This window comes from Micromonospora sp. NPDC050686 (assembly GCF_040654475.1).
In the GTDB taxonomy this organism is placed as follows: domain Bacteria; phylum Actinomycetota; class Actinomycetes; order Mycobacteriales; family Micromonosporaceae; genus Micromonospora.
Window position 1 is genome coordinate 21069 of record NZ_JBFAID010000047.1, and the last position, 25817, is coordinate 46885.

Sequence of the window (25817 nt, forward strand, 5' to 3'; positions counted from 1 at the left end):
GCCTAGGCTGAACGCCATGACCCGGTACGTCGCGTTGTTGCGCGGGATCAACGTCGGCACCAGCACCCGGATCGGCATGGCCGACCTGCGGCGGGTGGTCACCGACCTCGGCCACGAGGACGTGCGGACCCACCTCCAGTCCGGCAACGTGGTCTTCGGCAGCCCGGTGCGCGACGCCGGCACGCTGGCCCGGGGCCTCGAGAAGGCGATCACCGGCGAGTTCGGGCTGACCGTGCCGGTGCTGATCCGCGACGCCGGTGAGCTGGCCGCCGTGGTGGCCGGCAACCCGTACCCCGGGCAGGACGACCCGACCCGGCTGCTGGTCGCGTTCCTGGCCGCCGCCCCGACGAAGGCCAAGGCCGCGGCGCTGACCGTGCCCGGCACCGAGAACGTCGAGTTCACCGTCGCCGGCCGGGAGGTCTACCAGCACTTCCCCGACGGCGGCTACGGCCGGTCGAAGTTCACCAACGCCTACCTGGAGAAGCAGCTCGGGATGGTGGCCACCACCCGCAACTGGAAGAGCGTACGGGCGCTGGCCGAGCTGGCCGCCGGCTGAGCGGGACCGGCCGGGCGGCCGGCCCCGCACCCCTCAGAAGTGGTACGCGGTGTGGTACTCGGGCACCAGCACCCGGCTGCGCGGCGAGGCCCGCCGCACCTCGGCGATCAGCGCGTCGAGGCGCTCACGGTCGTTCGGCTCCACCCGCGGTGGGTTCGTCAGCGGCGTCTCGAAGTTGTCCCAGTGCACCGGCACCACCACCTTCGGGAAGTCCAGCGCCGCCATCAGCCGGGGCACGTAGTCGGCGGTGGCGGTGGTGGCCGCGGAGGCGACCATCGCCACGTCCGGGGCCAGCCCGGCCAGGTTGCGCTCGTTGAGGTCGCTCGCCCCCATGAAGAACACCGACGGGCCGTTCATCACCCGTAGCTGGAAGGCCAGGGTGTCCCCCTCGGGCAGGTCGGAGAGCTTCGCCGGCCTCGGCGGCGGAGTGACCCGGACGCCGGGGAAGGCCAACGACCAGGAGCCGTTGCGGCTGTGCAGCGAGCTGACCACCTCGACCGTGTAGTCGCCGAAGTCGAGCACCTCCCCGCCCCGGACCGGCGCGAGTTTCCCGGCCGGCAGCCCGTAGGCCAGACCCAGGTGGTACGCGGTCAGCGTGCCGAAGACCCGGGCGCCGGTGCGCCCGGCGAGGTACGGCACGTCGTTGAAGTGATCCCAGTGGGTGTGCGTGACGAAGATGTTCTCCGCCCGGTCCACCAGCGGGTCGATCACGCCGGTGTCCACGGTCAACGGGGTGTCCTCGTCGAACGCCCCGGCGAAGAGCCCGGTGTCGAAGCGGCTCAGGTACGGGTCGACAAGGACGGTCCGGTCGCCGATGTCGACCCGCCAGCCGGACGTACCCCACCAGCGGAAGCTGACCGCTCCCCGGCGGCGTGGCCGGGCGGCGGCGGGCGCCGCGACGGCGGGTGCCGCGACGGCGGGTGCCGCGACGGCGGGTGCCGCGGCCCGGGCCGGGGTGGTGATCCCGGCGCCGGCCAGCCCGGCGGTGGTCAGCGCGGCGGTGCCGGCGGCGGCGTCGCGCAGCAGGCGGCGGCGGTGGATGCGAGGTGCGGGCATGCGGATGCCTTTCGGTGCGGTGTGGAGCATGGTCGGCACCGACCTCACCACCGCACCCGCCGTCGCGTCCAAGATCGACCGCATGCGGCGTCGATATCCGGATCGATATCAACGCAGGTCGCAAGGGGCGCACGGCGGGACCCTCGGCCGAAAACTCATCCGTCGCGCAGCGCCTCCACCGCGACCCGGGCGGCCCGGCCCAGCGCCAGGTCGACGTCGATTCGCCGGACGCTCAGCCGCTCGGTCCGGGCGTGCACCAGGATCGCGTACCGGCGGCCGTCGGGGTATTCGGCGACGCCGGCCTCCAGGTGCAGGCCGGGCAGGTTGCCGGTCTTGCCGGCGACCCGGACGCCGGGCGGAAAGCCGGCGGCGAGCCGGGTCCAGAAAAGTTGGCGGCCCATCAGCTCGCGGACCATGGCGCAGGCAGCCGACGGCCCGGCCTCGTCTCGCCAGATCAGCCCGAGCAGGTGGGTGATCTCCCGGGCGGTGCTGGACGTGGTGTGCGCCGGGTCGAAGACCCGCATGGACCGGACCCGCTCGGCGGGCAGGGTGGGGAAGATCCGGGCGAACTCCTCCTCGTCGCGGGCGCCCACGTCGGCGAGCATCACCTCGACCAGTTGCCGGGGGCCGCCGACGATCCGGGTGCGCGGCAGGCCCAGCTCGGCGGCGAGCATCGCCGGCACGTCCGGCCCGACCCGACGCAACAGCAGGTCGGCGGCGGTGTTGTCGCTGACCGACATGGTGAAGTACGCGAGGTCACGCAGGGAGATCTCGACTTCGTCGGCGCAGCCGGCGACTCCCCAGCCGCCGAGCCGGTCCTCGGCGCGCACCAGCACCCGTTCGGCCGGGTCGAGCTGTCCGGCGACGGCCTGCCGGGCGAACTCCAGCACCAGCAGGATCTTGAACACGGACGCGATGACGATCTGCTCGTCGGCGCGCAGGGCGACCTGCCGCCCCGCCTCGTCGACGTCCACCACGTGCAGCGCCCCGCTGATCCCCGCCCGCCCGTAGATCTCCTCGATCCGCTCCCCGACCCCCATGCACCTCACGCTAGCCCCCGCCCCCCGTAAGGTCGGGGCGTGGATCTGCTGCGGCACCTGGGGCACTTCGTGGTGGTGGCCCGGGAGCTGCACTTCGGGCGGGCGGCCGAGCGGCTGGGGATGGCGCAGCCTCCGCTGAGCCAGTCGATCCAGCGGCTGGAACGGGAACTGGGGGTCGAGCTGTTCGACCGGTCCCGGCGGCAGGTGCGGCTGACCACCACCGGGCAGCTCCTGCTCGGCGAGGCGAACGAGCTGCTCGCCGGCGAGCGGCGGCTGCGCAACCTGATCCGACAGGTGCGCAACGGGCAGTTGGGGGTGCTGCGGGCCGGCGTACCGCCGGAAACCCCGGCGGTGATGCTGCGTGCGCTGCTGGACCGGATCACCGCGCGAGCCCCGGGCCTCGACGTGGACCTGCACGAGCTGACCAGCGCCGAACAGGTACGGGTGCTCGGCGAGGGGCGGCTCGACGTGGGGCTGCTGCACCACCCGGTGGACGACGCGGGGCTGCGCCTCGGGCCGGCGGTGGAGGTGCCGCTGGGCGTGCTGCTGCCCCGGGCGTCGCCGCTGGCCCGCGACCGCGCGGTCAGCCTCGCCGCACTGGCGGGACTGGACCTGGTCACCGCACCGCGGGCCACCGCGCCCGGCTGGCACGACCACCTGCTGCGGGTGTGCGGGGAGCAGGGATTCACCCCGGGGCGAGTCCGGCCGGCGCGCAACCCGGAGTTCCTGTTCGGGCTGCTGCTGGCCGGAGGCGCGGTGGCCGTCGAGCCGGCGGCCCTCGCCCGGCGGGAACCCCGGCTGGCCTGGCGGCCACTGGCCGGCGTACGGCTGGCGAAGCGCACCTCGGCGGCCTGGCCGGACCGGTCGGCGCACCCGGCGGCGCCGATGTTCGGGCAGCTGGCGGCGGAGGTGCTGGCGGTCACCGAGCCACCCGGGCCGGCGGCGCTCGCGTCCGCCGCCCGGCCGTGGCCGGTGCTCTTCGAGGCCGGGCAGGACGAGAAGTTGACCTCGTGATCTCCCGGCGTTCACCCGGCGCCAGCTAGCATCGTCGTTCATAAATATAAAGAGCGTCACCCGCTCGCGACCCGGGCGGCTGATCGCGGCGTTCGTGCTGGCCGTCACCGTCGCCACCCCCGTCGTGGTGGCCGGCCAGGCGTCGGCGGCGACCACCTTGACCGTGGCGCAGGCGCTGGCCGCGCAGGACGGCCGGACCGCCACCGTGACGGGCTACATCGTCGGTCAGCCGACCTCGTCGACCACCGTGCTCACCGCCAACTACACCGCCGACACTGCCATCGCGATCGCCGACGCGGCCACCGAGACCAGCACCAGCCGGATGCTGTACGTGCAGGTCACCGCCGGATGGCGGACCGGCTTCGGGTTGCTCACCAACCCGTCGCTGCGCGGCAGGCAGGTCACCGCGACGGGGGCGCTCACCGCGTACTTCAGTCACGGCGGCCTGAAGAGCCCGACCGCGCTGAGCCTCGGTGGCGGCACCAGCCCCTCGCCGACCCCCTCCCCCACCCCGACCGGCGGCCCGTACGACTCGACCTACTACGCCGGCGCGATCGGCAAGACCGGCCCGGCGCTGCGCAGCTCGCTGCACGCCATCATCCGGGTGCAGAGCAAGCTGACGTACGACCAGGTGTGGGAGGCGCTCAAGGACACCGACCAGGACCCGGCGAACGCCAACAACGTGATCCTGCTCTACACCGGGCGCTCGCAGAGCAAGAGCAGCAACGGGGGCGGGGCGGACGACTGGAACCGGGAGCACGTCTGGGCCAAGTCGCACGGCGACTTCGGCACCGCCACCGGCCCCGGCACCGACGTGCACCACCTGCGGCCGGAGGACGTATCGGTCAACTCGCTGCGCGGCAACAAGGACTTCGACTCGGGCGGCAGCGCCGTCGCCGAGGCCCCCGGCTGCTACACCGACGCCGACTCGTTCGAGCCGCGCAGCGCGGTGAAGGGCGACGTGGCGCGGATGATCCTCTACATGGCGATCCGGTACGAGGGCGGCGACGGCTGGCCGAACCTGGAGCCGAACGACTCGGTCAGCAACGGCACCGCGCCGTACCTGGGACGGCTCTCCAAGCTGCTGGCCTGGAACGAGCTGGACCCGCCGGACGCCTTCGAGCAGCGCCGCAACCAGCGCATCTACGAGCGCTGGCAGGGCAACCGCAACCCGTTCATCGACCACCCGGAGTGGGCGCGGGCGATCTTCGGCTGAGCCCACGCTCGCCGGCCGCGGGCCCGACCCGCGCCGGCGAGCGCCCGGGCCGCCCGGATCGGCGCAGATCACGCCGCCGATCCGGGTGACAGGACCGCGGCGGCGGGTAACTCCCTGCGGTGGCCCGGTCCGGCCGGGAGAGGGTGGGAACGCTTCCGCGCCCCGGGCGGCCCCGAGACGATGGGAGAACAAGCCGAATGGCGCACACGATCCCGAACTTTTCCCTCAACGACGGCAACACCATCCCGCAGCTGGGCTTCGGCGTGTTCCAGATCGAGCCGAAGGACACCGTGCGGGCCGTCCGTACCGCGCTGGACGTCGGCTACCGGCACATCGACACCGCCGAGATGTACGGCAACGAGGCCGAGGTCGGGCAGGCGATCCGCGAGTCCGGGCTGGACCGGGGCGACGTCTTCGTGACCAGCAAGCTGAACAACGGCTTTCACCGCCCCGACGACGCCCGCAAGGCGTTCGAGCAGACCCTCGCGGCGTTGAAGTTCGACTACCTCGACCTGTTCCTGATCCACTGGCCGCTGCCCACCCTTTACGACGGCGACTTCGTCTCCACCTGGAAGGTGCTGGAGGAGTTCCAGCGCGACGGCCTGGCCCGGTCGATCGGCGTGTCGAACTTCCAGGTGGCGCACCTGGAGCGGCTGGCCGCCGAGGCGCAGGTCGTGCCAGCGGTCAACCAGGTCGAGGCGCACCCGTACTTCGGCAACGAGGAGGTACGCGCGTACGACAAGACGCACAACATCCTCACCGAGGGGTGGTCGCCGATCGCGCAGGGCAGGGTGCTCGACGACCCGACCGTCGTCGACATCGCCGAGCAAGTCGGCCGGACGCCGGCCCAGGTGACGCTGCGCTGGCACGTGCAGCGCGGCGACATCGTCTTTCCCAAGTCCGTCACCCCGAAGCGGATCGAGGAGAACTTCGCGATCTTCGACTTCGAGCTGGACGACGCGGCGATGGACCGGATCACCGCCCTGGACAGGGGCGAGGCGGGCCGGCAGGGCCCGAACCCGGACACCTTCGACTACGTGCCGAGCTGACGTAACGCGGCAAGCAGTCCGGACGCAGGACAGGAGGGGGCCCGCTCGGGCCCCCTCTTCGCGTTGACGAAAGGATCGCGCCGCAGCGATGGAGCGCCGCCGTACCCCCCTGAAGCTGTTGTCCCTGCTGGCCTGCGCCGCCCTCGCCGGCTGCGGCACGGCGGAGGCCGAGAAGGCCGCGACCTGGTCGGCGCCGGCCACGCCGCGCGCGAAGCCGTCCCCGACGGCGACGCCGACCCGGCCCGCGCCGACCACCGTCGGGGAGGTACGCCGGCAGGTCAAGGCGGCCATGGTGGACCTGGCCGGCCTGCGGCCGGAGACGGCGGACATCAGCACCGAGGACACCGAGGCCTACAAGCTGGCCCATCCCTGCCGGGACAGCCTGCCCACGGACCGCAAGCGCAGCGGCTACCGGAGCAGGGAGTGGGGCGCGGACAGCGACATCTGGATCCGCCAGTACGTGGTCGGCTACCTGAAGGTGCCCGGCCGGACGCTGATCGGTGAACTACGCGCGACGCTGAAGGGCTGCAAGAGCTACCGGGAGCCGGACGGGCGGGCCACCACCGTGCTGCCGATGGCGAGCCCGCTCAAGCCGGCCGGCCGGGACACGGTGGCCTGGTGCGAGAAGCTGGTCGGCAGCGGCAACACGGGCTACCTCTGCACCGCGGTGACCGCCCGGGGCAACTACGTCATGGAGGTCAACGCCAGCGAGAGCAGCAACGATCAGAAGCAGTCTGAGGCGCTGCTGCACAAGGTCTACGCGAGGGCCCTCGCCACGTTCACCAAGGTCACCTGACCAGGTGTGAGCCGAGGCGCCAGGGCCGCTGGACCGGCCCGGCAACTTCTTACGAGACTGCTACGGACCGGGCGGCCGGCTGGTGGGCGGCCGGCCGGGCAGGTTGGCTCAGGACGTCTCCCTCTCCGAGCGGAACGGAGTACCTCATGCGACCGTCCACCCTGCTCCGCCCACTGGGCGCCGCCGCGCTGGCGGTGGCGCTGCTGACCATCGCCCCTGTCACGGCCGGCGCCGCTCCCGGTGGCAAGCCCGGCAAACCCGTCAAGCCCGCCCCGTCGCCCACCGTCAGCCCGACGTCGGGCCCGGTGATCAGCGGTGGCACGATCACCCCGTCCACCATCGTCGCCGGGCAGCTGGCCACCCAGACCATCACGCTCACCCGTCCGGCCCCCGCGGGCGGGCTGCAGGTCTCCGTGCGCGGCGACGTGGTCTACGGGGCGTTCGTGGGCAGCACCGTGACCGTGCCGGAGGGACGGACCAGCGTCAGCTTCCCGATCCGGCTCGCCGCCCACGCCGACACGACGCAGCAGCGCACGGTCCACGCCCTGGCGTCCGGGCAGCCCCTCATCCCGGCCGGCACGGTCACCGTCGTGCCCGAGGATCCGGCGGTGCAGGGGGTCAAGGAGCTGCACTTCGACCAACGGGTCGTGTTCAACGGAGCGGACGTGACCGGGACGGTGGAGCTGACCGCCCCGGCCAGGGCCGGCGGCCTCAACGTCGACCTCTGGTCCAACACCGCCTACAGCGGGGTACGGGTGCACGTGCCGGCGCTGGTCGTCGTGCCCGAGGGGGCGACCACGGCCAGTTTCACGGTGCCGGTCCGGGGCGACAACGTCCCCGGCCAGGGCAACCCCGGCGCGTACCTGGGCACCACCGGGGACAGCACCCCGGTCGCGGCGGTGCCGACGACCTTCGCCGTCGGAGGCGCGTACGTCCCGATCGGCGGCACGACCACCGGGGTGGTCGGCATCGGCGACACGCCCAACCCGGACGGCACCCGGGTGTCCCTCTCCGTCGACCTGCCCGGGGTGTCCGTACCGGCGACCGTCGACGTGCCGCCGGGCAGCCCGGGGGCGGTCTTCCCGATCGTCGGGTCGCGGGACCTCCGGCCGTCCACGACCGGCACCGTCACCGCCACCTGGCACGGGCAGACCGCCACCGGCGGCCTGTTCGTCGGCTACTGACCTGCGGTGAGCCGCTCGCCGGCCCGGCGGAAGGCCGCCTGGGTCGGTGAGCCCGGCTCGGGGACGTAGACGATCAGCCGCTGGTCGGTCTCCGGCACGTGCAGCACCCGGCACTCGAACTCCAGCGCGCCCAGCTCCGGGTGGGTGACCCGCTTGACGGTCGGGCGGCGCTCCCCCACCCCGTGCTCGGCCCAGAGCGCGGCGAACCGCGGCGACACCCCGAGCAGCTCGGTGACCAGGGCGGCGAGCGGCGGGTCGGCCGGGTGGCGGCCGTACGCCGCGCGCAGGTCGGCCACCGTGGTCCGGGCGAAGGCCAGCACCTCCGGGTCGCGCCAGTACGCGTCGGGGACCTCTCGGGCGAACATCCAGCGGACCATGTTGCGTTCGTCGGCGGGGACCGTCGACAGGTCGCCGACGAACCAGCCCGCCAGCCGGTTCCAGGCCAGCACGTCGTACGCGGCGTCGACCAGGTACGCGGGCGTGTCGGTCATCGCGTCCAGCAGGTGCCGCAGCCCCGGGGGCATCGTCCGGCTCGGGCCGGCCGGCTCGGGCGGCGCCGCCCCGGCGACCCGGAACAGGTACACCCGCTCGTCCCGGTTCAGCAGCAGCGCCCGGGCGAGGGCGGCGAGCACCTGCCGGGACGGGTGCGGCCCGCGCCCTGCTCCAGCCGGATGTAGTAGTCGATCGAGATGCCGGCGAGCTGCGCGACCTCCTGGCGGCGCAGGCCGGGGGTGCGCCGGCGTACCCCGTCGGGCAGGCCGACCTCGGCGGGCCGCAGCCGGGCGCGGCGGGCCCGCAGGAAGTCCGCCAGCTCGGCCCGGCGCAGCGTCGTCATGCCCGCCAGCCTGCCGCAGTCCGGGCCGTTGCGGGTGGTACCGCCGGTACCAGGCTCGCCGGGTCTCTCCCGGCCGGCCGGTCCCGCCGGCAGCCTCGACCGCATGACGACGACGCTCGCCCTGGTCACCGGGGCCAACAAGGGAATCGGGTACGCCACCGCCCGCCAGCTCGCCGCAAGCGGCATGACGGTGCTGCTGGGCGCGCGGGACGAGACGCGCGGCCGGGAGGCGGAACGGGCGCTGCGCGCCGACGGCGCGGACGTGCGGTTCGTGCCGCTGGACGTCACCGACGCGGAGTCGGTCGCCGCGGCGGCGAAGCTGGTGGAGCGGGAGTACGGCCGGCTCGACGTCCTGGTCAACAACGCCGGCATCGTCCGGGCCGACGGCACCGCGCTGCCCAGCGAGACGACCCTCGCCACGCTGCGGGAGGTGTACGAGACCAATGTGTTCGGGGTGGTGGCGGTGACCAACGCGTTGCTGCCGCTGCTGCTGCGGGCGTCGGCCGCCCGGATCGTCAACGTGTCCAGTGAGGTCGGTTCGATCGCGGTGATGACCGATCCGCAGGGTGCCCTGTTCGGGTTGACGTCGGTGCCGTACCCGTCGTCGAAGACGGCGCTGAACATGGTCACCGCGATGTACGCCAAGGAGCTGTGGGACACCCCGGTCAAGGTGAACGCCGCCAACCCGGGGTACTGCGCGACGGATTTCAACGGCCACTCCGGTTTCCGGACGGCGGAGCAGGGGGCGGAGGTCAGCGTGCACCTGGCGACCCTGCCGGCGGACGGGCCGAGCGGCCTGCTCTGGGGGTATCGGATGGACAACGGGGGTGACTACGGGGTGCTGCCCTGGTGAGGTAACGGTGGGGCACCGCACGGCCGCCAGATGCGATCTGGCGACCGTCTCGCGCCTCCGGGATGAGATCCCACGAAGACTCGGGGGAGGGAGCATGGCGCCGTTACAACTCGCCGTGATCATCGGCAGCACCCGGGAGGGGCGGATGGGTGACCGGGTGGGTCGCTGGTTCGTCGACCAGGCGCGCCGGCGCGAGGAGCTGGCGGTCGACGTCGTCGACCTGGCCGGTTACGACTTCCCCGCCCGCTATCCCGCCGAACCGACGCCGGCCATCCGGGCCTTCGTCGCGCAGGTCGGCCGGGCGGAGGCGTTCGTCCTGGTCACCCCGGAGTACAACCACAGCTTCCCCGCCTCGTTGAAACAGGCGATCGACTACGCGTACGACGAGTGGCAGGCCAAGCCGGTCGGCTTCGTGTCGTACGGCTGTCGTTCGGTCGGCCGGTACGCGGTCGACCAGCTCCGGACGGTCTTCACCGCGCTGCACGCGGTCACGGTGCGCGACACCGTCGGCGTGGACCTGCTCGCCGACCCGCCCGGCGTGCAGGCGCAGGAGCAGTTGCGGCAGGACGCCCGGGTGCTGCTGGACGAGCTCTGCTGGTGGGGTCTGGCGCTGCGCGAGGGTCGCGCGGCGCGCCCGTACGTCTGCTGAAGCGTCGCTGAAGAGAGGTAGTGATCATGAGTAACCGGAACACCGGCCTGGCCGTCGAGACCGACGGTCTGGTCCGGTCGTTCGGCGCGACTCGCGCGCTCGACGGCCTGGACCTGCGGGTCCCCGCCGGCACCGTCTATGGGCTGCTGGGCCCGAACGGGGCCGGCAAGACCACCGCGGTCCGGGTGCTGGCCACCCTGCTGCGTCCCGACGGTGGCCAGGCGCGGGTCTTCGGGCACGACGTGGTGGCCGAGGCGGACCTGGTCCGCGCCCGGGTCAGCCTGACCGGCCAGTACGCCTCGCTGGACGAGGACCTGACCGGGGCGGAGAACCTGGTGCTCCTCGGCCGGCTGCTGGGGCTGCGCAAGCCCGCTGCCCGGGAGCGGGCAGACGCGCTGCTGGCCGCGTTCGGGCTGACCGAGGCGGCGGCCCGGCAGGTGAAGAAGTACTCCGGCGGCATGCGGCGGCGCATCGACATCGCGGCGAGCATCCTGAACACCCCGGATCTGCTCTTCCTCGACGAGCCGACGACCGGGCTGGACCCACGCAGCCGCAACCAGGTGTGGGAGATCATCCGGGCGGTGGTGGCACACGGCACCACGGTGCTGCTGACCACGCAGTATCTGGACGAGGCCGATCAGCTCGCCGGGCGGATCGCGGTGGTCGATCACGGGCGGGTGATCGCCGAGGGCACCCCGGGTGAGCTGAAGTCGTCGGTGGGCTCCGGCACCATCCACGTACGGCTGCGCGATGCGGGCCGGCGGCCCGACGCCGAGAAGCTGCTGCGGGCGGCGCTGGGCGTGCCGGTGCAGCTGGAGCCGGACCCGGTGGCGATGACCGCCCGGGTCGGCGAGGACGGCACCGACCTGGAGGCGAGCGAGCAGGCCGCCCGGGCCCTGGGCGAGCTGGCCCGCGCCGGCATCGTCGTCGACGACTTCTCCCTCGGCCAGCCCAGCCTGGACGAGGTGTTCCTGGCCCTGACCGACCACCCCGCCGGCGCGGCCGACGAGCGGGACGACGAACTGGAGGCGGCCCGATGAGCGACACCGCGACCACCACCGGGCGGGCCCCGTCCGTGTACGTGCCCTCTGCGGAGGCGTTGGCCACCGTCCTCGCGCCGGGCAGTCGGCCACCGCGACCGGGGCCGCTGTCGGCGTCGCTCAGCTTCGGCTGGCGGGCCCTGCTGAAGATCAAGCACGTGCCGGAGCAGCTGTTCGACGTGACCGCCTTCCCGATCATCATGGTGCTGATGTTCACGTACCTGTTCGGCGGCGCGCTCGCCGACAGCCCGCGGGACTACCTGCAGTTCTTCCTGCCCGGCATCATGGTGACCAGCGTCGTCATGATCACCATGTACACCGGGGTCGGGCTGAACAACGACATCGAGAAGGGCGTCTTCGACCGGATCCGGACGCTGCCCGTCTGGCGGCCGGCCGCGCTGGTCGGCATGATCTTCGGGGACCTGCTGCGCTACATCCTCGCCGCGCTGGTCATCCTCGGCGTCGGCCTGGTGCTCGGCTTCCGCCCCGGCGGCGGCGTGCTCGGGGTGCTGGGCGGGATCGGCCTGCTGGTGATCTTCTCGTTCGCCTTCTCCTGGGTCTGGACGTTCTTCGGCCTGGTCCTGCGCAGCGAGAAGTCGGTGATGGGGGTCAGCATGATGGTGCTGTTCCCGCTGACCTTCCTGAGCAACGTGTTCGTCGACCCGGCCACCATGCCCGGCTGGTTGCAGGCATTTGTCAAGGTCAACCCGATCACCCACCTGGTGTCGGCGGTCCGCGGGGCGACCGCCGGCACGTTCGACGGGACGAACGTCATGTGGCTGCTGCTGTGGAGCGCCGGGTTCGTGCTGGTGTTCGGCACGCTGACCATGTACCGCTACAACCGCCGCTGACCGGCGGGGCCGCGGACCGAACAGAGGTCCGCGGCCCCCCCGTGCCACACCCTCGCCGGCCCGCGCCCCGGCGGGCCGGCGAGGTGTCACCGGAAGCGGCGGCGGGCCTTGGCGCCCCACTGGGCCGCCGTCACCAAAAGGGCGCCGATGCTGAGGGCGATCGCACCGATCACCCCCACAGCAGCGGTCGATGCGCCCGTCAGGGGCAGCTCTTGATTCGCGGACATACTCACCTCCTCACACGCTGGCCGGGTCAGTGGCGCCGATGCGTGCCGGCGAGGCCCACACGCAGCGGTCGACGGTAGGGCGGCGCAGCGCCTTCACCAGCGCGTGCACCAGGACCACCCGGTAGAGCAGGTCGGCCACGACGATGAACGGCAGGAAGAGCACCAACCGGGGGCGGGACAGCCGCCAGGCGGCCAGCACCACCCAGAGCGCTTGACCGCCGAGCATCAGCAGCAGGCCGGGGCCGATGCCGGCACCGGCGGTGGCCAGCAGCCACAAGGTCAGCGGGCCGCCGCCGATGTAGAGGGTCCAGTGCACCATCAGCAGCAGGTAGGCGTAGTCGAACCGGCTGTGGACCCGGCCGACCCGGTGACCGATGATGCCTTGGAAGGTGCCCCACATCCACCGCAGGTTCTGCTTGTACCAGTCCCGCAAGCTGGTCGGGTCCTGCAGGTATGCCACCGCCCTGGGGGCGTAGACGATCCGGCCGAGACGGCGGCGGTGGGTCTCCAGGACCCAAAAGGTGTCGTCCACGATGTACGGCGGCTGCTGCGGCAGCACCTCGTCCAGCAGCTCGACTCGGTAGAGGGAGTTGCTGCCCGAGATGCAGTTCATCACGTTGAAGTGGCTCTGGATCCGCCGCGTGATCACCTGGTAGTTCCAGTAGCTGTACGCCCGCTTGGCCAGCCACGGGTTCCACCGGTGTTCCGGCGGCCACCAGGTGACGTTGTGGCCGACGACGATGGCGACGTCGTCGTCCAGCCGGGCGAGCGCGGCGGTGATGAAGTCGGGAGCGACCGACACGTCGTCGTCGATGATGGCGACCGCGCGCCGGGTCACGTTGAGCGCGAAGAAGACGTAGCCGATCTGCAGGGCGGCGGGCTTTCCGACGTTGGCGCCGAGGGCGAGGACCTGGGCGCCCGCCTCGGCGGCGACCCGTGCGGTGTCGTCGGTGGAGCCGTCGGAGACCACGTACACCGGCGCTCCGGTCGCCCGGGCGGCGGTGACGGCCGGGCCGATGGTCGCGGCGCCGTTGCGGCAGGCGATCAGGATCGCCACCTCGTCGGCACGTACCGGCCCGTAGCGGGGGTAGGTCGGCCGTCGGTGTGCGCCACGCGCCGCCCGCTCGGGGCGGAGGAATCCATAGCAGAACGAGACGAGGGCCGCCGACAGCACGACGGCGGCGAAGACGACGGACGCGATCAGGAAGACACGAAGCACGGCCCGCTCTCCCCCCACCGACGCGCCCCAAGAGCGGCTCGGGATTCACCTGCGGTGACGGTACATTTCGCGGCGGTTCCGGCGACCCCGCCTAAGGGCGCTGGCTTGCCGCCGTGTACTGCGAGCCGCCGTCCGAACGGCGCGTCCGACCCCGTCGAAGGGCCGGAACTGGGCAGCCACACCGGCACCATCCTGACCAGCGGAAATCGGCCCAGGTGTCCCCTGAGGCGGCGGCCGGCCGCGGCGGCGGGGGCGGGAAGTCACAGCCTCCAGGGTGGCGGTTCCGGTGGCAGATATCGGCAGGAGCTGCCGGTGGACACCGTCTCCCGCAGGTGGGCGGCGAGCAACGGATGCCGCTCGTCGATGCGGCGCAGCGTGTCCCGGATCCGCGCGGTGACCGCCTTGCGGGCCCGTTCGGCCTGGTCGTCGAGGCGTCGGGTGCGCCCGGCCAGCCCCGCCGCGGCGCGCAACTGGTCCAGCAGCGCCACCCGTTCCGCGTCTAGCGCGGCCAGCTTCGCCCGGTCCTCTCGGACGGCGGCCCGGTCGATCTCCTCGTCGAGCCGGTGCAGGTGCCGCTGGTAGCGGGCCTTCGCCTCGTCGTCGAGGACCGGATCGCCGCCGTACCGCCGGGCGGCCACCAGTTCCGGACCGGCCGCCGGGTCGAGCAGTTCCACCGCCGGCACGTCGACGCCCGGCCGGCCGAGCAGCAGGCGCAGGTCGTGCAGGCCCTTGGCGTCGGGCAGATGCACCACCGTCCCGGCGTACGCGAGCCGCCACACCGCGCCGTCGCGCCGGAACTCGGCGCCGACCACGGCGGGCCCGACCGCTTCAGTCGCGGTGGCCCCGGCCCCGGCCGTGGTGGCGCCGGCACCGACCGCTTCGGCCACTCCCCCGGCGTCGGTGGCGGCGGCGGTGGCCGCGGCAGCCACGGCGCCGGTCGTCGGCCCACCGGCCGGCGTCCTCGCCGAGCCCACCACCTCGGGCAGCCCGACCTCGCCCAGCCGGTGCAGGATCTGAGTCATCCCCAGCGCCCGCGCCTCGGCCACGGCGGCGGTCCGCTGCTCGGCCGCCGCGCTCGCGTCGCCCGCCCGGCCCCGGGCGGACAGCGCATCCACCAGGGCGGCGCGGCTGATCAGCGACCAGGGCCGGGCACCCATCCGGTCGGCGGCGTCGCGGGCGGCGGTGAACCCGGCGACGGCGTCGTCCCAACGAAGCCGCGCCGCGTCCAGGACGGCCAGCCAGTGGTCCACCGGGCCGCTGAGGTCGCAGCCGAAGAGCGCCACCAGCCACTGGCCGCGGTGCGGCGCGAGGGCGGCGTGCGCCTCCGCGCAGCGGCGCGGGTCGCGGCTCGCCGCAGCGGCCTGCGCCCGCAGCCGCAGCCACAGCGGCGACACCGCCCGGGGGTAGGTGGTCCCCGCCGCCTCGATGCCGACGGTCAGCCGGACGGCCTCCGCCGCGTCGCCGCGCTCGGCGGCGGTGATCGCCCGCAGCAGTTCCGCGTACGGGTGGGCGGTGACGTCCGGCGCGTCCAGCAGCCGAGCCGCCTGGTCGAACCGCCCCTGCAGCAGCAGTCGCGCCCAGTGCAGGTGCGGGCCCAGGTAGGCGTGGTCGCTGTGCTGCTCCCATTCGCCGAAGGAGTCCACCTCGGCGAGGTTCGCGTCCGCCTCGGCGAAGTCGCCCCGGAAGCCGGCCGTGATCCCGGCGTCGACCGCCGCCGCCGCCCGCCGCAGCGCGACGTCACCGGCCCGGCAGCCGGCGACGAACGCGGTGAGCTCCTGGTGGTAGCCCGGGTCGCCGAGTTCGAGCAGCGCCACCCAGCGCAGGGAGGTCGCCCACAGCTCGGTCTCCCGGTCACCGGTGCGGCGGGCCACCTCGCGGATCTCGGCGGTGAGCGCGGCCCGCTCGGCGCCCGTGCCCGGACCCCAGGTCGTGTCGTGCCGGGCCCAGAGGCTGAAGGTGAGCGCCTCGTCGTCCTGGCCGCGGCGGGCCAGCGTCTCGGTGGCGGTGATCAGGTCGGCCAGCAGCGTGCTGACCGGCACATCGGCGCCGGGCTCGCCGATCAGCCGCCGGTACGCCTCGCGGAGCAGCCGCCGCGCGTCGACCGGGTGGCGGGCGAACCTGTGCCGCCGGTGGGTGGCGACCGCGACGCGGGCCAGCACGACCGGATCGTCGAGGGCGAGCGCGAGCGCCGCGGCGTCGATGAAGAGCCGGTCCGACTCGTCCTGCGCGGCTTCGCCGGTGTGCCGGAGCAGTTCGGCCAGCTCCATCATGATCTTCACCCGTTCCGCGGGCGCCGGGGCCAGCTCCAGCGCGCGGCGGAAATGCCGGATCGACTCCTCCCCGGCCAGCCGGCCGCCCGCGTCGCGAGCCGCGGCGACCAGCAGCTCGACGGCTCGCGACGGGTCGAGATCGGCCCCGGCGAGCCAGGCGTGGCGGGCCAGGTCCGCGGGGATCAACCGCTCGGCCAGCGGCGCCGACCCGTCGACGGCGCGTACCACGGTGGCGTGCCGGGCGCGCCGCTCCGCGTCCGGCAGCCCGTCGTAGAGGGTCTCCCGGACCAGGTCGTGCGCGAAGGCGAACCGGCCGCCGCCGCGGGCGACCACCAGCCGGGCGGCGACCGCGCGGTCCAGCAGCCGGTCGATCTGCGCGGCCGGACCGGGTACGCAGGCGGCGAGGAGCTGACGGTGGAAGGCGCGGCCGAGCACCGCGGCGACGGTGAGCGCCTCGACCACCGGGGCGGGCAGTTGGGCGAGCCGCCGTCGCACCGCCTCCCGCACCCCCGGGGCGATCGTGGTGACCAGGCCGTCGGTGTGCCACAGCCGCGCGGTCTGCTCGACGAAGAACGGGTTGCCGCCCGTGCGCCGGTGCACCTCGTCGACGAGACCGGCGTCGGGCGTACGGCCGGCGGTGCGGGCTATCAGCGCCGCCACCTCGTCGCGGCCCAGCCCGGTGAGGGTGATGGTGGTCGCCTTGGCGGTCAGCGAGGTCAGCAGCGGGGCGAGCCGGTGCTCGCCGGACTCCAGCTCGGCGTCGCGGTACGTGCCGATCAGCAGCAGCCGCTCGAACCAGGTGTGCTGGGCGGCGAAGCGCAGCAGCCGCAGCGAGGCCGGGTCGGCCCAGTGCAGGTCGTCGAGCACCACCACGACGGGCCGCCGCTGGGCCACCGCGACCAGCGCGCTGGTGACCGCGTCGTGCAGGCGGAACTCCTCCCGGTCGCCGCCGGTGGCGCCGTCGCCGGGGTGGCCCTCGGCACCGCCGTCGGCGTCGAGGCGTGGGACGCCACCGGACCGGTCGCCGTCGCCGGTGGTCTCGCCGAGCAGCACGGCCAGGGCGGGCTCGGCTGCCTCCCGCGCCGGCGCCCAGTCGTCGGCGGATCGGCGGAGCCGCCGCAGCACCTGCACCCACGGCCAGTAGCCCGGTGCGCTGTCGGAATCCCAGCAGGCGGCCCCGAGCACCAGCGCGCCCCGCCGGCGGGCCTCCGCCGCCGCAGCCGTGACCAGGGTGGTCTTGCCGATGCCGGGCTCGCCGGCGACCAGGACGAGGCCGCCGTGACTGCTGGTCACCCGGTCGACCTCGGCGCGCAGCAGGCCCGCGGGGTGCTCCCGCCCGATGAGCGTCTCGACCGGCCACGGCTCCATGACGTCCCGACGGTAGCGGACCGGTCCGACAAGTCCGGTCCCGCGACGCGTCGGCCCGCCCCGGCCGGCGTCAACTGGGGACGCCGTCCGGGGCGGGCCGGGCTCAGTTGAAGTCGCTCTGGCGGACGGCGATCACCGCGCGGTAGCCGGGGTGCTCGGTCAGGGTGTAGAGCATGTCCAACTGCCCGCCGGGGCCGTCGCCCCAGCCCCAGTACGAGATCGCCTCGGCGCCGTGCGCCCCGGTGAACGTCTTGACCGGGTCGCCGCTGGCGGCGTTCCAGTAGCGCAGCTTGCCGTAGAAGTCCGAACCGCCGCTGCTGTTGAACCAGAAGTGGTCGCCGCGGGTCACCGCGCCCTGGACCTTGTCCCACGGCATCGACCACACGTCATACGCCCCGGTGGAGGTCGACGGGGCGGTCACTTTGGGCAGCCGGGTGGTGTAGTCCAGGTCGTACCGCCAGATCTTGCCGCCGTTGCTGGTGGAGTACTGGGAGACCACCATCTTGTCCGGCGAGGCGGCCCGGTCCAGCGCCAGCGACGAGAACCGCACGTTGCCGCTGGTCGGGGTGATCTGCCCGACCTGCGCCATGATGTACGCGTACCCGCTGGCGCAGAAGCGGTAGGTGCCGTTGTCGGAGTACCGGCCGATCCGGTCGGCGCAGTACGACGTGGTGTCGGCGCTCCACACGTGGTCCCAGCTGAACAGCTTGATGTGGTCGGTGCAGGCGACGTAGAGCATGGTGCCGTACCACATCGCGCCGCCGGCGTGGCAGTTGCTGACCGCGCTGAAGGTGCCCCCGGAGCCGGGGTTGACCAGCAGCAGGTGCCGGTACTTCGCGCCGCTGGTGTAGCCGGCGGCCGGGGCGAGCGAGACCCGGACGTACTCGTTGGCGCTGCTGTACCAGGTGGTGGCGACGGCCTGGACGCCGTCGTAGGTGTAGTTGTCGTACGCGTCGGCGGTGGTGGTGATGCCCTGCGGGTACCAGGCCGTGGTGCTCGGGTCGTCGGTGGAGGTGCCGGTGTCGTCCCAGCAGAAGCCGTACTCGCCGGTGCCCCGGGCGGCCAGGTGGTACATCGCCTTGCCGCTGCCGGTCTGGCAGGACAGCGGCTCCAGTGACCGGTTGGCGTTGGCCAGGATCCAGTCGACGCCCCGCTTCTTCGCGGCGCCGATGGCCCCGCCGAGCAGGTCGGCGTTGCCATAGCTGCGGCTGGTGGTCAGCGTGTACCCGGACGCGGAGAGTTTCGTCGGTGGTGGATCGGCCGCCTGTGCCGGGTTCGCCGAGCCGGCCAGCGCCGCCGCCACGAGCACCGCCACCATGGCGATGCGTCCGGTACGCCTCATGGTTCGCTCCCTCCCGACCCGCCCCCGCAGGTCGATCAGGGACACCATATCGACAATCCTCCACCCCTTGGGGGTCGCCCGGAGAGCGGTGGATCGCGGCAGCCGCGATGACCAGAAGTTCCTGCCGCGCCACCGGATAGGCGGGGCCGGTCCGACCGGACCGGCCCCGCCCGGGTCTCCGGTCAGCGCTTGCGCTCGACCACCGTCAGCGTGAAGTCGTCGTACGACGCCGCGTGGGTCTTGTCGCCGCCGTAGACCGCCCGCACCTGGTGGGTGCCGGGGTTGGGCAGCATCTTGACGGTGCAGGAGGCGGCGCCCTTTTTGACCGGCGCCTCGCAGAGCACGTCCTCACCGATCATGAACTGCACCGGCCCGGTCGCCTTGGCCGGCGTGACGGCGGCGGTCAGCTTCAGGGTCCGGCCCCAGGTGGCCGTCACGTCGTCTGCGCGTACCGAGGTGGGGGTGATTTCCATCGCCGGTTTCCGGGTGACGGTGACCACCCGGTTGGCGACGGCCTGGTTGCCGTTGGTGTCGGCGACCAGGTAGGTCAGGGGGTAGCTGCCCGGGGTGGTGGTGTCGACGGTGCCGATCACCTGGATCCGGTCGGTGAGGTCGCCGTCGGTGTTGTCCACGGCGGTGACTCCGGCCAGCGGGTCGAAGGGCGTGCCCTGCTCGACGGTGGTCGAGGCGGGGACGGTGAGCACCGGCGCGGTGACGTCGGTGCCGGCGGCGGTGGCGACGAAGACGCCGCCGAACTGGTCGGCGGAGCCGACCTGCTCGCCGTCGCCGGTACGGCTGGTCGTGGTCCACGCGTACAGCTCGCCCTCGGTCAGGCCGCTCCACTGCACGGTGGCCGGCCAGCCCGACTTCGTCGTGTCCTCGCCGATCACGGTGTCGGTCGGCGTGACCAGGACCAGGCCGTCGGTGCTGAAGCTGGTCTTGCGCGACGACAGGTCGATCGGCAGCACCATGTTGTCCTCGGCGCCGTTGTAGCGCTTGCGGTCGTCGTACTCGGTGGCGCCGAAGTTGTCGAGCATCGGCGAGTAGGTGTCCACGCTCATCCGGGCCCGGTCGACATCGATCTGGAGCAGCCGCAGGAAGCTGGCGCCGAACTGGAGCAGGTCGCCCTTGCGGTGGTCGATGGTGCCGTCGCCGTCGAGATCGAGGTTGCCGTTGGCGTCGACCTTCTCCGGCCACAGCTCACCGGCGGTCATCTTGTAGAACTGGTAGTCGGCGAGCAGCTCGACCACGTTGTGCGCGACGGTGACGCCGACCCCGGTCTTGAGGTTGGTGCCGACGCCGTGCTCGTGGCCGGCGAGGACCAGGAACACGTTCGGGTTGGCCGTCACGATGGTCGAGAAGGCCCGCGATCCGTCGGTGGAGAAGTTGGCGCCCCGGCCGTCCGGCGCGCCCGACGGGGCGATGTAGGCGTGCGTGAGCAGGATGCCGTTGCGGTCGCGGTAGCGCTGGAAGACCGAGCTGGCCCAGTCGGCCTCGGCCTGGGTGACGCCGTAGGACAGGCCCACCGCGACGAAGTCCAGCCCGCCCGCGGAGAACAGGACGTAGTTGTTCTGGTTGTCCCGGCCACGGGTGACCACGGCGCCGGAGTCGTCGGTGGTCTCGTCCCAGGCGTGGTACGACGCCTTGGCGCCGGCCGGCCACAGCTTGGCGCTCTCGTAGTAGCGCTCCGGACCGTAGTACGTGTTGAACCGCGAGGTCGGGCCGGTCTCGTTGCCGCCCTGGTTGTCGTGGTTGCCGGCGATTACCTGGTTGACCAGTCCGGCCTGGTCGAGGGTGCGCTGCGCGTCGGCGGTGAACTGGAACTCCTTGGTCACCTGCTCGTCCAGGCCGGGACGGAGCAGGTTGCCGTTGGAGTCGGTGGCCAGCGGGTTCGTGTAGTCGTTCTCGGTGATGTCGCCGGTGTGTGCGGTGTAGGCGATCTTCCGCCGGTCGGCGTTGTCGGCCAGCCACTGGGTGGTGTCCCGGTAGGACTTGGCCCAGAGCGCCTGCTCCTCCATGGTCATCTTGTCGCTGGCCTCGACGTTGCCGTCGAAGTCGTCGTACGTGCCGCCGACCGCGCCCTCGGCGAGGTACTGGGTGTCGGTGAAGTGGGCCAGCGAGAAGTCGTAGGCCGACGGGTCCTCGAAGTGGTCCCGGTTGGCCGGGTCGCCGGCGGTGGCGTCACGCGCCGCCAGGTCGTCGGCGAACGGGTCCTGCCCGGTGACCAGGACGTGGACCACGCCGCCGTCGACCAGTTCCGGCCCGACCGCTGCCTTCAGGGTGGTCTCCCCCTCGGCCTGGCCCCGGGCGGTGGCGAGTTCCGTCCACGCCCGGGTGGTGCTGTTCCAGGCGTGCAGCGAGACGGCACGCTCGGGGTCGACCACGCCGTTCCACAGGATCTGGCGGCGCTCGGTCGACGCGGGCACCTGTACGTCGTACCGCTGGAAGGGGATGTCGCCGGTGGAGGGGCTGTCGATCGACCTGCCGTCGGGGCGCGGCGCGGTGCCGATCTGGCCGCCCTCGGCGTACGAGAAGTCCAGCGCGGAGGGCATCACCGGCACGACGCCCTGGACGCCGGCGGCCGGGACGCTCGGGGTGGCCTGCTTGAAGGTGGTGGTGACCTCGCCGCCGTCGGGGTTGTGGGCGATGGCGGAGAGGCTCACCCGGCCGTTGCCCTGGCCGACCTCGGTGCCGCCGCCGGTGGGGATGGCGTCGGAGGTGAAGGTGACCGTCCGGCTGATCGGCTTGCCGAAGACGTCGGTGGCCGAGATCCGCAGGGTGTGGCTGCCGGACTTCAGGCCGGCGCCGATCTCCTGGCCGACCTGGATCGGCTCGCCGTCGAGCAGGTAGCGCCAGCCGGTGGCGTTGCCCTGGTTGGTGACGGCGACCCGGAACTCGGTCGGGCGGCTGAGGTGGTCGCCCTCGGCCGGGACGGTGGAGGTGACGGCGACGCCCGCGTCCCGGACGTCGCCGAAGGCGGCGATGTTGAGCGCCTTGACCTCGTCGAGGGTCAGCACCTTGGAGTAGATGCGGGCGTTGAGCACCGAGGCCGGGGCCCAGAACTGGTTGACCGAGTCGGCGCCGATGTAGAAGGCGTTGCGGGCGGCGCCGCTGGGCAGCCCGAGCGTGCCTGCGGCGGGGGCCTCGGCGGCGAGGGCGCCGTCGAGGTAGAGCCGGACGTGCTGCCCGTCCCAGGTGCCGACCGCGTGGTACCAGCGGCCGGAGACGATCTGCGTCTGCGCCGACTTGTAGCCGCCGCCGACGTAGGCGGTGAAGGTCAGCTTGTCGCCGTAGATGACGATCGAGTAGCCGCCGCTCTCCTTCTCGGAGCAGACCGAGTGCTCACCGTTGTTGGGCAGCGTGCCGTTGGATTTCAGGGTGCACTCGATGGACACCCTGGAGCTGATCTTGCTCCACTGGTCGCCGAAGGCGTACGAGTAGGCGTCGTCGGCGCCGTCGAAGGTGGCGACCGCCGCCTTCACCGCGGTGTCCTCGGCGATCACCGGCGCGCCGTGGACGGTGACGGCGAGGTTCTGCGCGTCGTCCTTCGGGCCGCCGTCGTCGAAGTCGACGTCGAGCACGTCGGCCACCGGCACGGGCGGCCGGGTGTCGTACGCCGAGGCCAGCTCGGCCACCTGCGCGCCGGTCAGGGCCGCGCTCCACACCTTGCTCGCGGCGAACGAAGCGGGCGGGGCGACCTGCCCGATGCCAGTCGGGGCGGCGTCGGCGCCGACCACGAAACGGCGCGAGGTGGCGGCCGGCGGGGTGAGCGTGCCGGTGGCGGCGGTCGAGCCGGCCAGCTGGCCGTTGAGGTGCAGGCTCAGGGTCTGCCCGTCCCAGACCGAGACGGCGTGGTACCAGCGGTTGCCGCTGATCGGGGTCAGCACCGACTTGTAGCCGCCGCCGATGTGGGCCATCGTGCCGAGGTTGCCGCCGTTGACGTAGACCGAGAAGCCGCCGGCCTCCTTGTCGGAGCAGAGGTCCTTCTCGCCGCTGACCGGCATCGTGGTGTCGACCCGGAAGACACACTCGATGGCGAAGCCGGCGGAGAACCTGCCCCACTGGTCGGTGAAGTCGTACGAGACGGCGTCGTCGACCCCGTCCACGGTGAGGATGTCGTGGCCGAACGCCGCGTCGGTGGCGTAGCGAGGGGCGCCCCAGGTGGTCGCGGGAAGCCGCTGGGCCCGGTCGCTGCTGGTACCGCCGGTGAAGGCGACGTCGAGCACGTCGGCGGCCGGGACCGGGACCGCCTGGCTGGCGCCGGCCGCGCCGGTCGACGTCGGGGCGGCCTGGGCGGGCAGCACGAGCGCGCCGCCGGCCAGGGCGAGCCCGAGGGTGGCCGCGCCGAGGCGGCGCCACCTCCGGGCGAGGGCATGAAGTGGTGTCGTCACGACAGCTCCTTCGTTGGGGGTTGCTGACAGGAGGAGGGGTCTGCGGTCAGGTGCCGGGCAGGCCGGCCACGGCGGCGGCGGAGATGCCCACGCCGATGAGGGTGATGCCGACGGCGGCGAGCACGGGGGCCACCCGGGTGGCCGCGCGCAGCAGGGCGCGGGACCCGGCGACGCGCGCCACCAGGGAGCGGCCCGTGAGCGCCAGGACGCCGACGGTGAAGAGCACCGCGGCGAGCCCGAGGCCGAAGCAGACCACCAGGGCGAGGGCGAACCCGGCCCGTCCGGCGAAGATGCCGGTGACCAGCACGAGGAAGGCCGCCGGTGAGGGGGTCAGGCCGCCGGAGACGCCCAGCAGGACCAGCCCCGGCCGGGCGGCGTGGTCATGGTCGTGGCCGTGCTCGTGCCGGTGGCCGTGCTCGTGACTGTGGCTGTGCTCGTGGCGGTGGCTGTGCTCGTGGCGGTGGCCGTGGCCGGTCAGGTGGCGACGCAGCAGCCAGAGCCCGACGGCGACGACGGTCAGGCCGGCCGCCAACTGGAGCCCGGTGGTCAGCCGTTCGAGGCTGACCAGGTCGGAGAGGGAGAAAAAGGTCCAGGCGAGCGCGACGACCAGCACCGAGACCGTGTGCATCGCGGCCACCGAGAAGCCCAGCCAGGCGGCGTCGCGGACCCGGCCGCGGGAGCCGATCAGGTACGCCGCCGCGAGGCTCTTGCCGTGGCCGGGGGCGAGCCCGTGCGCGGCCCCGGCCACGAAGGCGGTCACCAGCGCCACCGGCACGAAGCCCGGCGACTGCACCGCGCCGACCAGCCGATCCCCGAGGTCGGCGGCGCCGAGGAGAGCGTCCACGTCAGGCCCCCCGTCCACGCCGACGGCGCCAGACGACTGCGGCCACGACGGCGGCCAGCACGACACCCCCGACGACGGCGAGCTGCCAGGCGCTCTCCCGAGCCGCGGACCGGCCCGACCCGGTTGCGGGGCCGAAGGTCCAGTCCGCCGACTCGTGCGCGGCGTCGTACACCGCCTTCTGCCCGTCCGGGCCGCGGGCCAGGGTCCGGTAGGCCTCGTGCAGGTCGGTGAGCATCCGGGACGTCACGGTCACCGTGCCCACCGGCGCCGGGCAGGTGTACGCCACCTCGGCGCCGCCGCCCGCCAGGTCGTCGGCGACCCGGACCCGGCCCGGGCAGGGCCGCCCGCCCTGGACCACGGCGATCCGCTCGGTCAGGTAGCGGGCGAACTCGGGCGCGCCGGCCACCGCTTCGGCGTCGGAGTCCCGGTAGCTCACCGCGCCGTCCAGCATGACCCGGTCCCCGGGCAGCACGCCGAGGGCGATGCCGAGCAGGGTCAGGTCGTCGGTGCCGCCGACGAGCCAGCGGACCCGCACCCCACGGTCACCCTGACCCGCGACCTCGATCTGCTGTGGAGCGCCGAAGGGATGCGCCGAGGCCGGCCCCGGCAGCAGTCCGGCGGCCAGCACCAGCACGAACAGGCAGGCGCCACGCCAGGCGTGCCGGAGGGCACGGTGTGGTCCGGACACGGCAGGTCCTCATTCGCTCGCGGTCGGGCGGGGAGACGCCTTGACTGTTTCGGCCGCGAGTGACCAACCCGGTCACGGAAGCTGAGCGATCTCTTACGACGAGGTTGCCGGACTACGAAAACACCAGTTCGTCATCGTCGTCAGCGGGCGGACAGGTCGAGCCGCCAGTCGTTGGAGCGCATCAGCTGCCCCGGCGGGTACTCGAAGTCGACCGGGCCGAGCAGCTCGAAACCGGCCTTGCGGCAGACCGCGTTGGAGGGCGGGTTGTCCACCGACGGGTAGGCGTGCGCCCATCGCCGGCCGCCCCGGGCCCGGGCCGCGTCGACAGTGGCGCGTACGGCGGCGGTGGCGACGCCGCGCCCCTGGAACTCGGGCAGGACCGCCCAGCCCATCTCGTAGACCGGCTCGTCGCGCCAGACCCGCGGCCAGTAGCCGACGCTGCCGGCCTGCACCCCGTCGGGCAGCACGATCGCGTACATCTGACCGTCGGCGACACCGCCGGTATACCGGACGTGCCGGGCGAACACCTGCTCGTCGGTCTCCGGCCCGCCGGTGTGCGCCCGGACCGCCGGCTGGTTGAGCCGCCGCAGCAGCTCCAGGTCGTCCTCGCCCCACGGCGCGATGCGTACGTCCGTCACCGCCCGAGTGTAGGGACCGCTCAGGCCCGGGCGGGTGCCGCCGGCACGGTGTCCTGGCTGGCGGCGAGGAACGCGCAGCCGGCCGCCAGCAGGTACGCCGCCGCCGGCGCCCAGGCGAGCGGGCTCAGCTCCACGCCGATCGCCCGCGCCGAGGAGATGACCAGGACGCAGCCGAGGTGGAACGCGGCCGCGCCGACCAGCAGCAGCGCCACCGCCATCGCGTACGCCCGGCGGCGCCCGGCGGCGAGGGCGACCACGGCGGCCAGCACCAGCACCGCGACCACGGCCACCGCGACGGCGAAGAGCTGGTACCGGGTGCTGCGCGCCGGCTCCCAGTAGTCCTCGATGCTGTTGAACAGGCCGACCGCCGCGAACCCGGCCAGCCCGGCGGCGAGCAGCCCGAGGACGACCGCGACGCCCCGGCCCCAGCGGGACTGCACCGCCACCCCGGGAACGAGCAGCACCGCGAGCAACGCCGGCAGCTGCGCCACCTCGGTGAACAGCTGCGTCACCGGGTACGGCTCCCGGCCCAGGCCGTAGGCAAGGTAGCCGATGTCGAAGCCGATGAGGACGTCACCGTTGGCCCGGGTCAGCCAGGGCAGCGCGAAGGCCGCGAACGCGAGCAGGGCGAGCAGGGCGAGCAGGGCCCGGGCGGTACGGCGCAGCACGATCGGGGTCACCGCAGGGACGT

The 25817-nt window shown here is 73.2% G+C and carries 23 protein-coding genes; 10 read left to right on the plus strand and 13 right to left on the minus strand.

The window, feature by feature from the left end:
- Positions 1-16: 16 nt before the first annotated feature.
- On the plus strand, positions 17-556 hold the full coding sequence (locus AB0H57_RS25100; protein ID WP_357510412.1) for a DUF1697 domain-containing protein: 540 nt from the start codon (positions 17-19) through the stop codon (positions 554-556).
- 33 nt (positions 557-589) lie between these two features.
- On the opposite strand, the gene AB0H57_RS25105 is transcribed toward AB0H57_RS25100, so the two are convergent.
- Together AB0H57_RS25105 and AB0H57_RS25110 are read right to left on the minus strand one after the other, a co-directional pair.
- A complete protein-coding gene (locus AB0H57_RS25105) occupies positions 590-1612 on the minus strand; it encodes an MBL fold metallo-hydrolase (protein WP_357510414.1) in 1023 nt (340 codons plus the stop codon).
- 155 nt (positions 1613-1767) lie between these two features.
- The gene (locus AB0H57_RS25110) at positions 1768-2652 is read right to left on the minus strand and encodes a serine hydrolase (protein ID WP_357510416.1); all 885 of its coding nucleotides are present in this window, start codon (positions 2650-2652) and stop codon (positions 1768-1770) included.
- 39 nt (positions 2653-2691) lie between these two features.
- On the opposite strand from AB0H57_RS25110, the gene AB0H57_RS25115 reads away from it, so the two are divergent.
- The 5 genes from AB0H57_RS25115 (at position 2692) to AB0H57_RS25135 (ending at position 7911) form a co-directional block, all read left to right on the plus strand.
- Positions 2692-3666, plus strand: coding sequence for a LysR substrate-binding domain-containing protein (locus tag AB0H57_RS25115; RefSeq protein ID WP_357510418.1), 975 nt, complete (start codon positions 2692-2694; stop codon positions 3664-3666).
- Between the two features lie 94 nt (positions 3667-3760).
- Positions 3761-4882 (plus strand): endonuclease, encoded by a 1122-nt coding sequence (locus tag AB0H57_RS25120; protein WP_357510420.1) that lies wholly within the window; start codon positions 3761-3763, stop codon positions 4880-4882.
- Between the two features lie 197 nt (positions 4883-5079).
- On the plus strand, positions 5080-5931 hold the full coding sequence (locus AB0H57_RS25125) for an aldo/keto reductase (RefSeq protein WP_357510422.1): 852 nt from the start codon (positions 5080-5082) through the stop codon (positions 5929-5931).
- An 88-nt stretch (positions 5932-6019) separates the two neighbouring features.
- Entirely contained in the window at positions 6020-6727 is a 708-nt protein-coding gene (locus tag AB0H57_RS25130) for a hypothetical protein (RefSeq protein WP_357510424.1), read from the plus strand.
- A 146-nt stretch (positions 6728-6873) separates the two neighbouring features.
- A complete protein-coding gene (locus tag AB0H57_RS25135) occupies positions 6874-7911 on the plus strand; it encodes a hypothetical protein (protein WP_357510426.1) in 1038 nt (345 codons plus the stop codon).
- Here the strand turns inward: AB0H57_RS25135 and AB0H57_RS25140 are convergent.
- Together AB0H57_RS25140 and AB0H57_RS25145 are read right to left on the minus strand one after the other, a co-directional pair.
- Positions 7905-8543, minus strand: a complete 639-nt coding sequence (locus tag AB0H57_RS25140) for a transcriptional regulator (RefSeq protein WP_357510428.1) — start codon at positions 8541-8543, stop codon at positions 7905-7907. The two genes, AB0H57_RS25135 and AB0H57_RS25140, sit on opposite strands and share 7 nt — an antisense overlap.
- A complete protein-coding gene (locus AB0H57_RS25145; RefSeq protein ID WP_357510430.1) occupies positions 8510-8746 on the minus strand; it encodes a helix-turn-helix transcriptional regulator in 237 nt (78 codons plus the stop codon). Before AB0H57_RS25145 ends, AB0H57_RS25140 begins: the two co-directional genes overlap by 34 nt.
- Positions 8747-8849: 103 nt before the next feature.
- On the opposite strand from AB0H57_RS25145, the gene AB0H57_RS25150 reads away from it, so the two are divergent.
- From AB0H57_RS25150 to AB0H57_RS25165, 4 genes are all read left to right on the plus strand, one after another.
- Positions 8850-9599 carry an SDR family oxidoreductase gene (locus AB0H57_RS25150; RefSeq protein ID WP_357510432.1) on the plus strand — a complete coding sequence of 250 codons (750 nt, stop codon included), beginning with the start codon at positions 8850-8852 and terminating at the stop codon, positions 9597-9599.
- A gap of 94 nt (positions 9600-9693) precedes the next feature.
- On the plus strand, positions 9694-10248 hold the full coding sequence (locus tag AB0H57_RS25155; protein ID WP_357510434.1) for an NAD(P)H-dependent oxidoreductase: 555 nt from the start codon (positions 9694-9696) through the stop codon (positions 10246-10248).
- A 26-nt stretch (positions 10249-10274) separates the two neighbouring features.
- A complete protein-coding gene (locus AB0H57_RS25160) occupies positions 10275-11288 on the plus strand; it encodes an ATP-binding cassette domain-containing protein (protein ID WP_357510436.1) in 1014 nt (337 codons plus the stop codon).
- Positions 11285-12139 (plus strand): ABC transporter permease, encoded by an 855-nt coding sequence (locus AB0H57_RS25165; RefSeq protein WP_357510438.1) that lies wholly within the window; start codon positions 11285-11287, stop codon positions 12137-12139. The genes AB0H57_RS25160 and AB0H57_RS25165 overlap by 4 nt, the downstream gene beginning before the upstream one ends.
- Positions 12140-12225: 86 nt before the next feature.
- Here AB0H57_RS25165 and AB0H57_RS25170 read toward each other — a convergent pair whose 3' ends face one another.
- From AB0H57_RS25170 to AB0H57_RS25210, 9 genes are all read right to left on the minus strand, one after another.
- The gene (locus AB0H57_RS25170; RefSeq protein WP_357510440.1) at positions 12226-12366 is read right to left on the minus strand and encodes a hypothetical protein; all 141 of its coding nucleotides are present in this window, start codon (positions 12364-12366) and stop codon (positions 12226-12228) included.
- A gap of 10 nt (positions 12367-12376) precedes the next feature.
- A complete protein-coding gene (locus AB0H57_RS25175; protein ID WP_357510442.1) occupies positions 12377-13585 on the minus strand; it encodes a glycosyltransferase family 2 protein in 1209 nt (402 codons plus the stop codon).
- 260 nt (positions 13586-13845) lie between these two features.
- Positions 13846-17223, minus strand: a complete 3378-nt coding sequence (locus tag AB0H57_RS25180) for an AAA family ATPase (RefSeq protein WP_357510444.1) — start codon at positions 17221-17223, stop codon at positions 13846-13848.
- 103 nt (positions 17224-17326) lie between these two features.
- Positions 17327-18565, minus strand: a complete 1239-nt coding sequence (locus AB0H57_RS25185) for a hypothetical protein (protein WP_357510446.1) — start codon at positions 18563-18565, stop codon at positions 17327-17329.
- A gap of 182 nt (positions 18566-18747) precedes the next feature.
- Positions 18748-22956: a LamG-like jellyroll fold domain-containing protein gene (locus AB0H57_RS25190; RefSeq protein WP_357510448.1), complete on the minus strand. Its 4209-nt coding sequence runs from the start codon at positions 22954-22956 to the stop codon at positions 18748-18750.
- Between the two features lie 46 nt (positions 22957-23002).
- Positions 23003-23800 (minus strand): cobalt transporter, encoded by a 798-nt coding sequence (locus tag AB0H57_RS25195; RefSeq protein ID WP_357510450.1) that lies wholly within the window; start codon positions 23798-23800, stop codon positions 23003-23005.
- A 1-nt stretch (position 23801) separates the two neighbouring features.
- Positions 23802-24488, minus strand: a complete 687-nt coding sequence (locus tag AB0H57_RS25200; protein WP_357510452.1) for a hypothetical protein — start codon at positions 24486-24488, stop codon at positions 23802-23804.
- 140 nt (positions 24489-24628) lie between these two features.
- On the minus strand, positions 24629-25126 hold the full coding sequence (locus AB0H57_RS25205) for a GNAT family N-acetyltransferase (protein WP_357510454.1): 498 nt from the start codon (positions 25124-25126) through the stop codon (positions 24629-24631).
- Positions 25127-25146: 20 nt separating this feature from the next.
- Positions 25147-25806, minus strand: coding sequence for a hypothetical protein (locus tag AB0H57_RS25210; RefSeq protein ID WP_357510456.1), 660 nt, complete (start codon positions 25804-25806; stop codon positions 25147-25149).
- Positions 25807-25817 lie beyond the last annotated feature (11 nt).

What these genes read in the sequence shown, in the direction of transcription:
- AB0H57_RS25100 (WP_357510412.1), top strand. Translation starts at nt 17, where the DNA reads ATGACCCGGTACGTCGCGTTGTTGCGCGGGATCAACGTCGGCACCAGC.
- AB0H57_RS25105 (WP_357510414.1), bottom strand. Translation starts at nt 1,612, where the DNA reads ATGCCCGCACCTCGCATCCACCGCCGCCGCCTGCTGCGCGACGCCGCC.
- AB0H57_RS25110 (WP_357510416.1), bottom strand. Translation starts at nt 2,652, where the DNA reads ATGGGGGTCGGGGAGCGGATCGAGGAGATCTACGGGCGGGCGGGGATC.
- AB0H57_RS25125 (WP_357510422.1), top strand. Translation starts at nt 5,080, where the DNA reads ATGGCGCACACGATCCCGAACTTTTCCCTCAACGACGGCAACACCATC.
- AB0H57_RS25130 (WP_357510424.1), top strand. Translation starts at nt 6,020, where the DNA reads ATGGAGCGCCGCCGTACCCCCCTGAAGCTGTTGTCCCTGCTGGCCTGC.
- AB0H57_RS25135 (WP_357510426.1), top strand. Translation starts at nt 6,874, where the DNA reads ATGCGACCGTCCACCCTGCTCCGCCCACTGGGCGCCGCCGCGCTGGCG.
- AB0H57_RS25145 (WP_357510430.1), bottom strand. Translation starts at nt 8,746, where the DNA reads ATGACGACGCTGCGCCGGGCCGAGCTGGCGGACTTCCTGCGGGCCCGC.
- AB0H57_RS25150 (WP_357510432.1), top strand. Translation starts at nt 8,850, where the DNA reads ATGACGACGACGCTCGCCCTGGTCACCGGGGCCAACAAGGGAATCGGG.
- AB0H57_RS25155 (WP_357510434.1), top strand. Translation starts at nt 9,694, where the DNA reads ATGGCGCCGTTACAACTCGCCGTGATCATCGGCAGCACCCGGGAGGGG.
- AB0H57_RS25160 (WP_357510436.1), top strand. Translation starts at nt 10,275, where the DNA reads ATGAGTAACCGGAACACCGGCCTGGCCGTCGAGACCGACGGTCTGGTC.
- AB0H57_RS25165 (WP_357510438.1), top strand. Translation starts at nt 11,285, where the DNA reads ATGAGCGACACCGCGACCACCACCGGGCGGGCCCCGTCCGTGTACGTG.
- AB0H57_RS25170 (WP_357510440.1), bottom strand. Translation starts at nt 12,366, where the DNA reads ATGTCCGCGAATCAAGAGCTGCCCCTGACGGGCGCATCGACCGCTGCT.
- AB0H57_RS25180 (WP_357510444.1), bottom strand. Translation starts at nt 17,223, where the DNA reads ATGGAGCCGTGGCCGGTCGAGACGCTCATCGGGCGGGAGCACCCCGCG.
- AB0H57_RS25185 (WP_357510446.1), bottom strand. Translation starts at nt 18,565, where the DNA reads ATGAGGCGTACCGGACGCATCGCCATGGTGGCGGTGCTCGTGGCGGCG.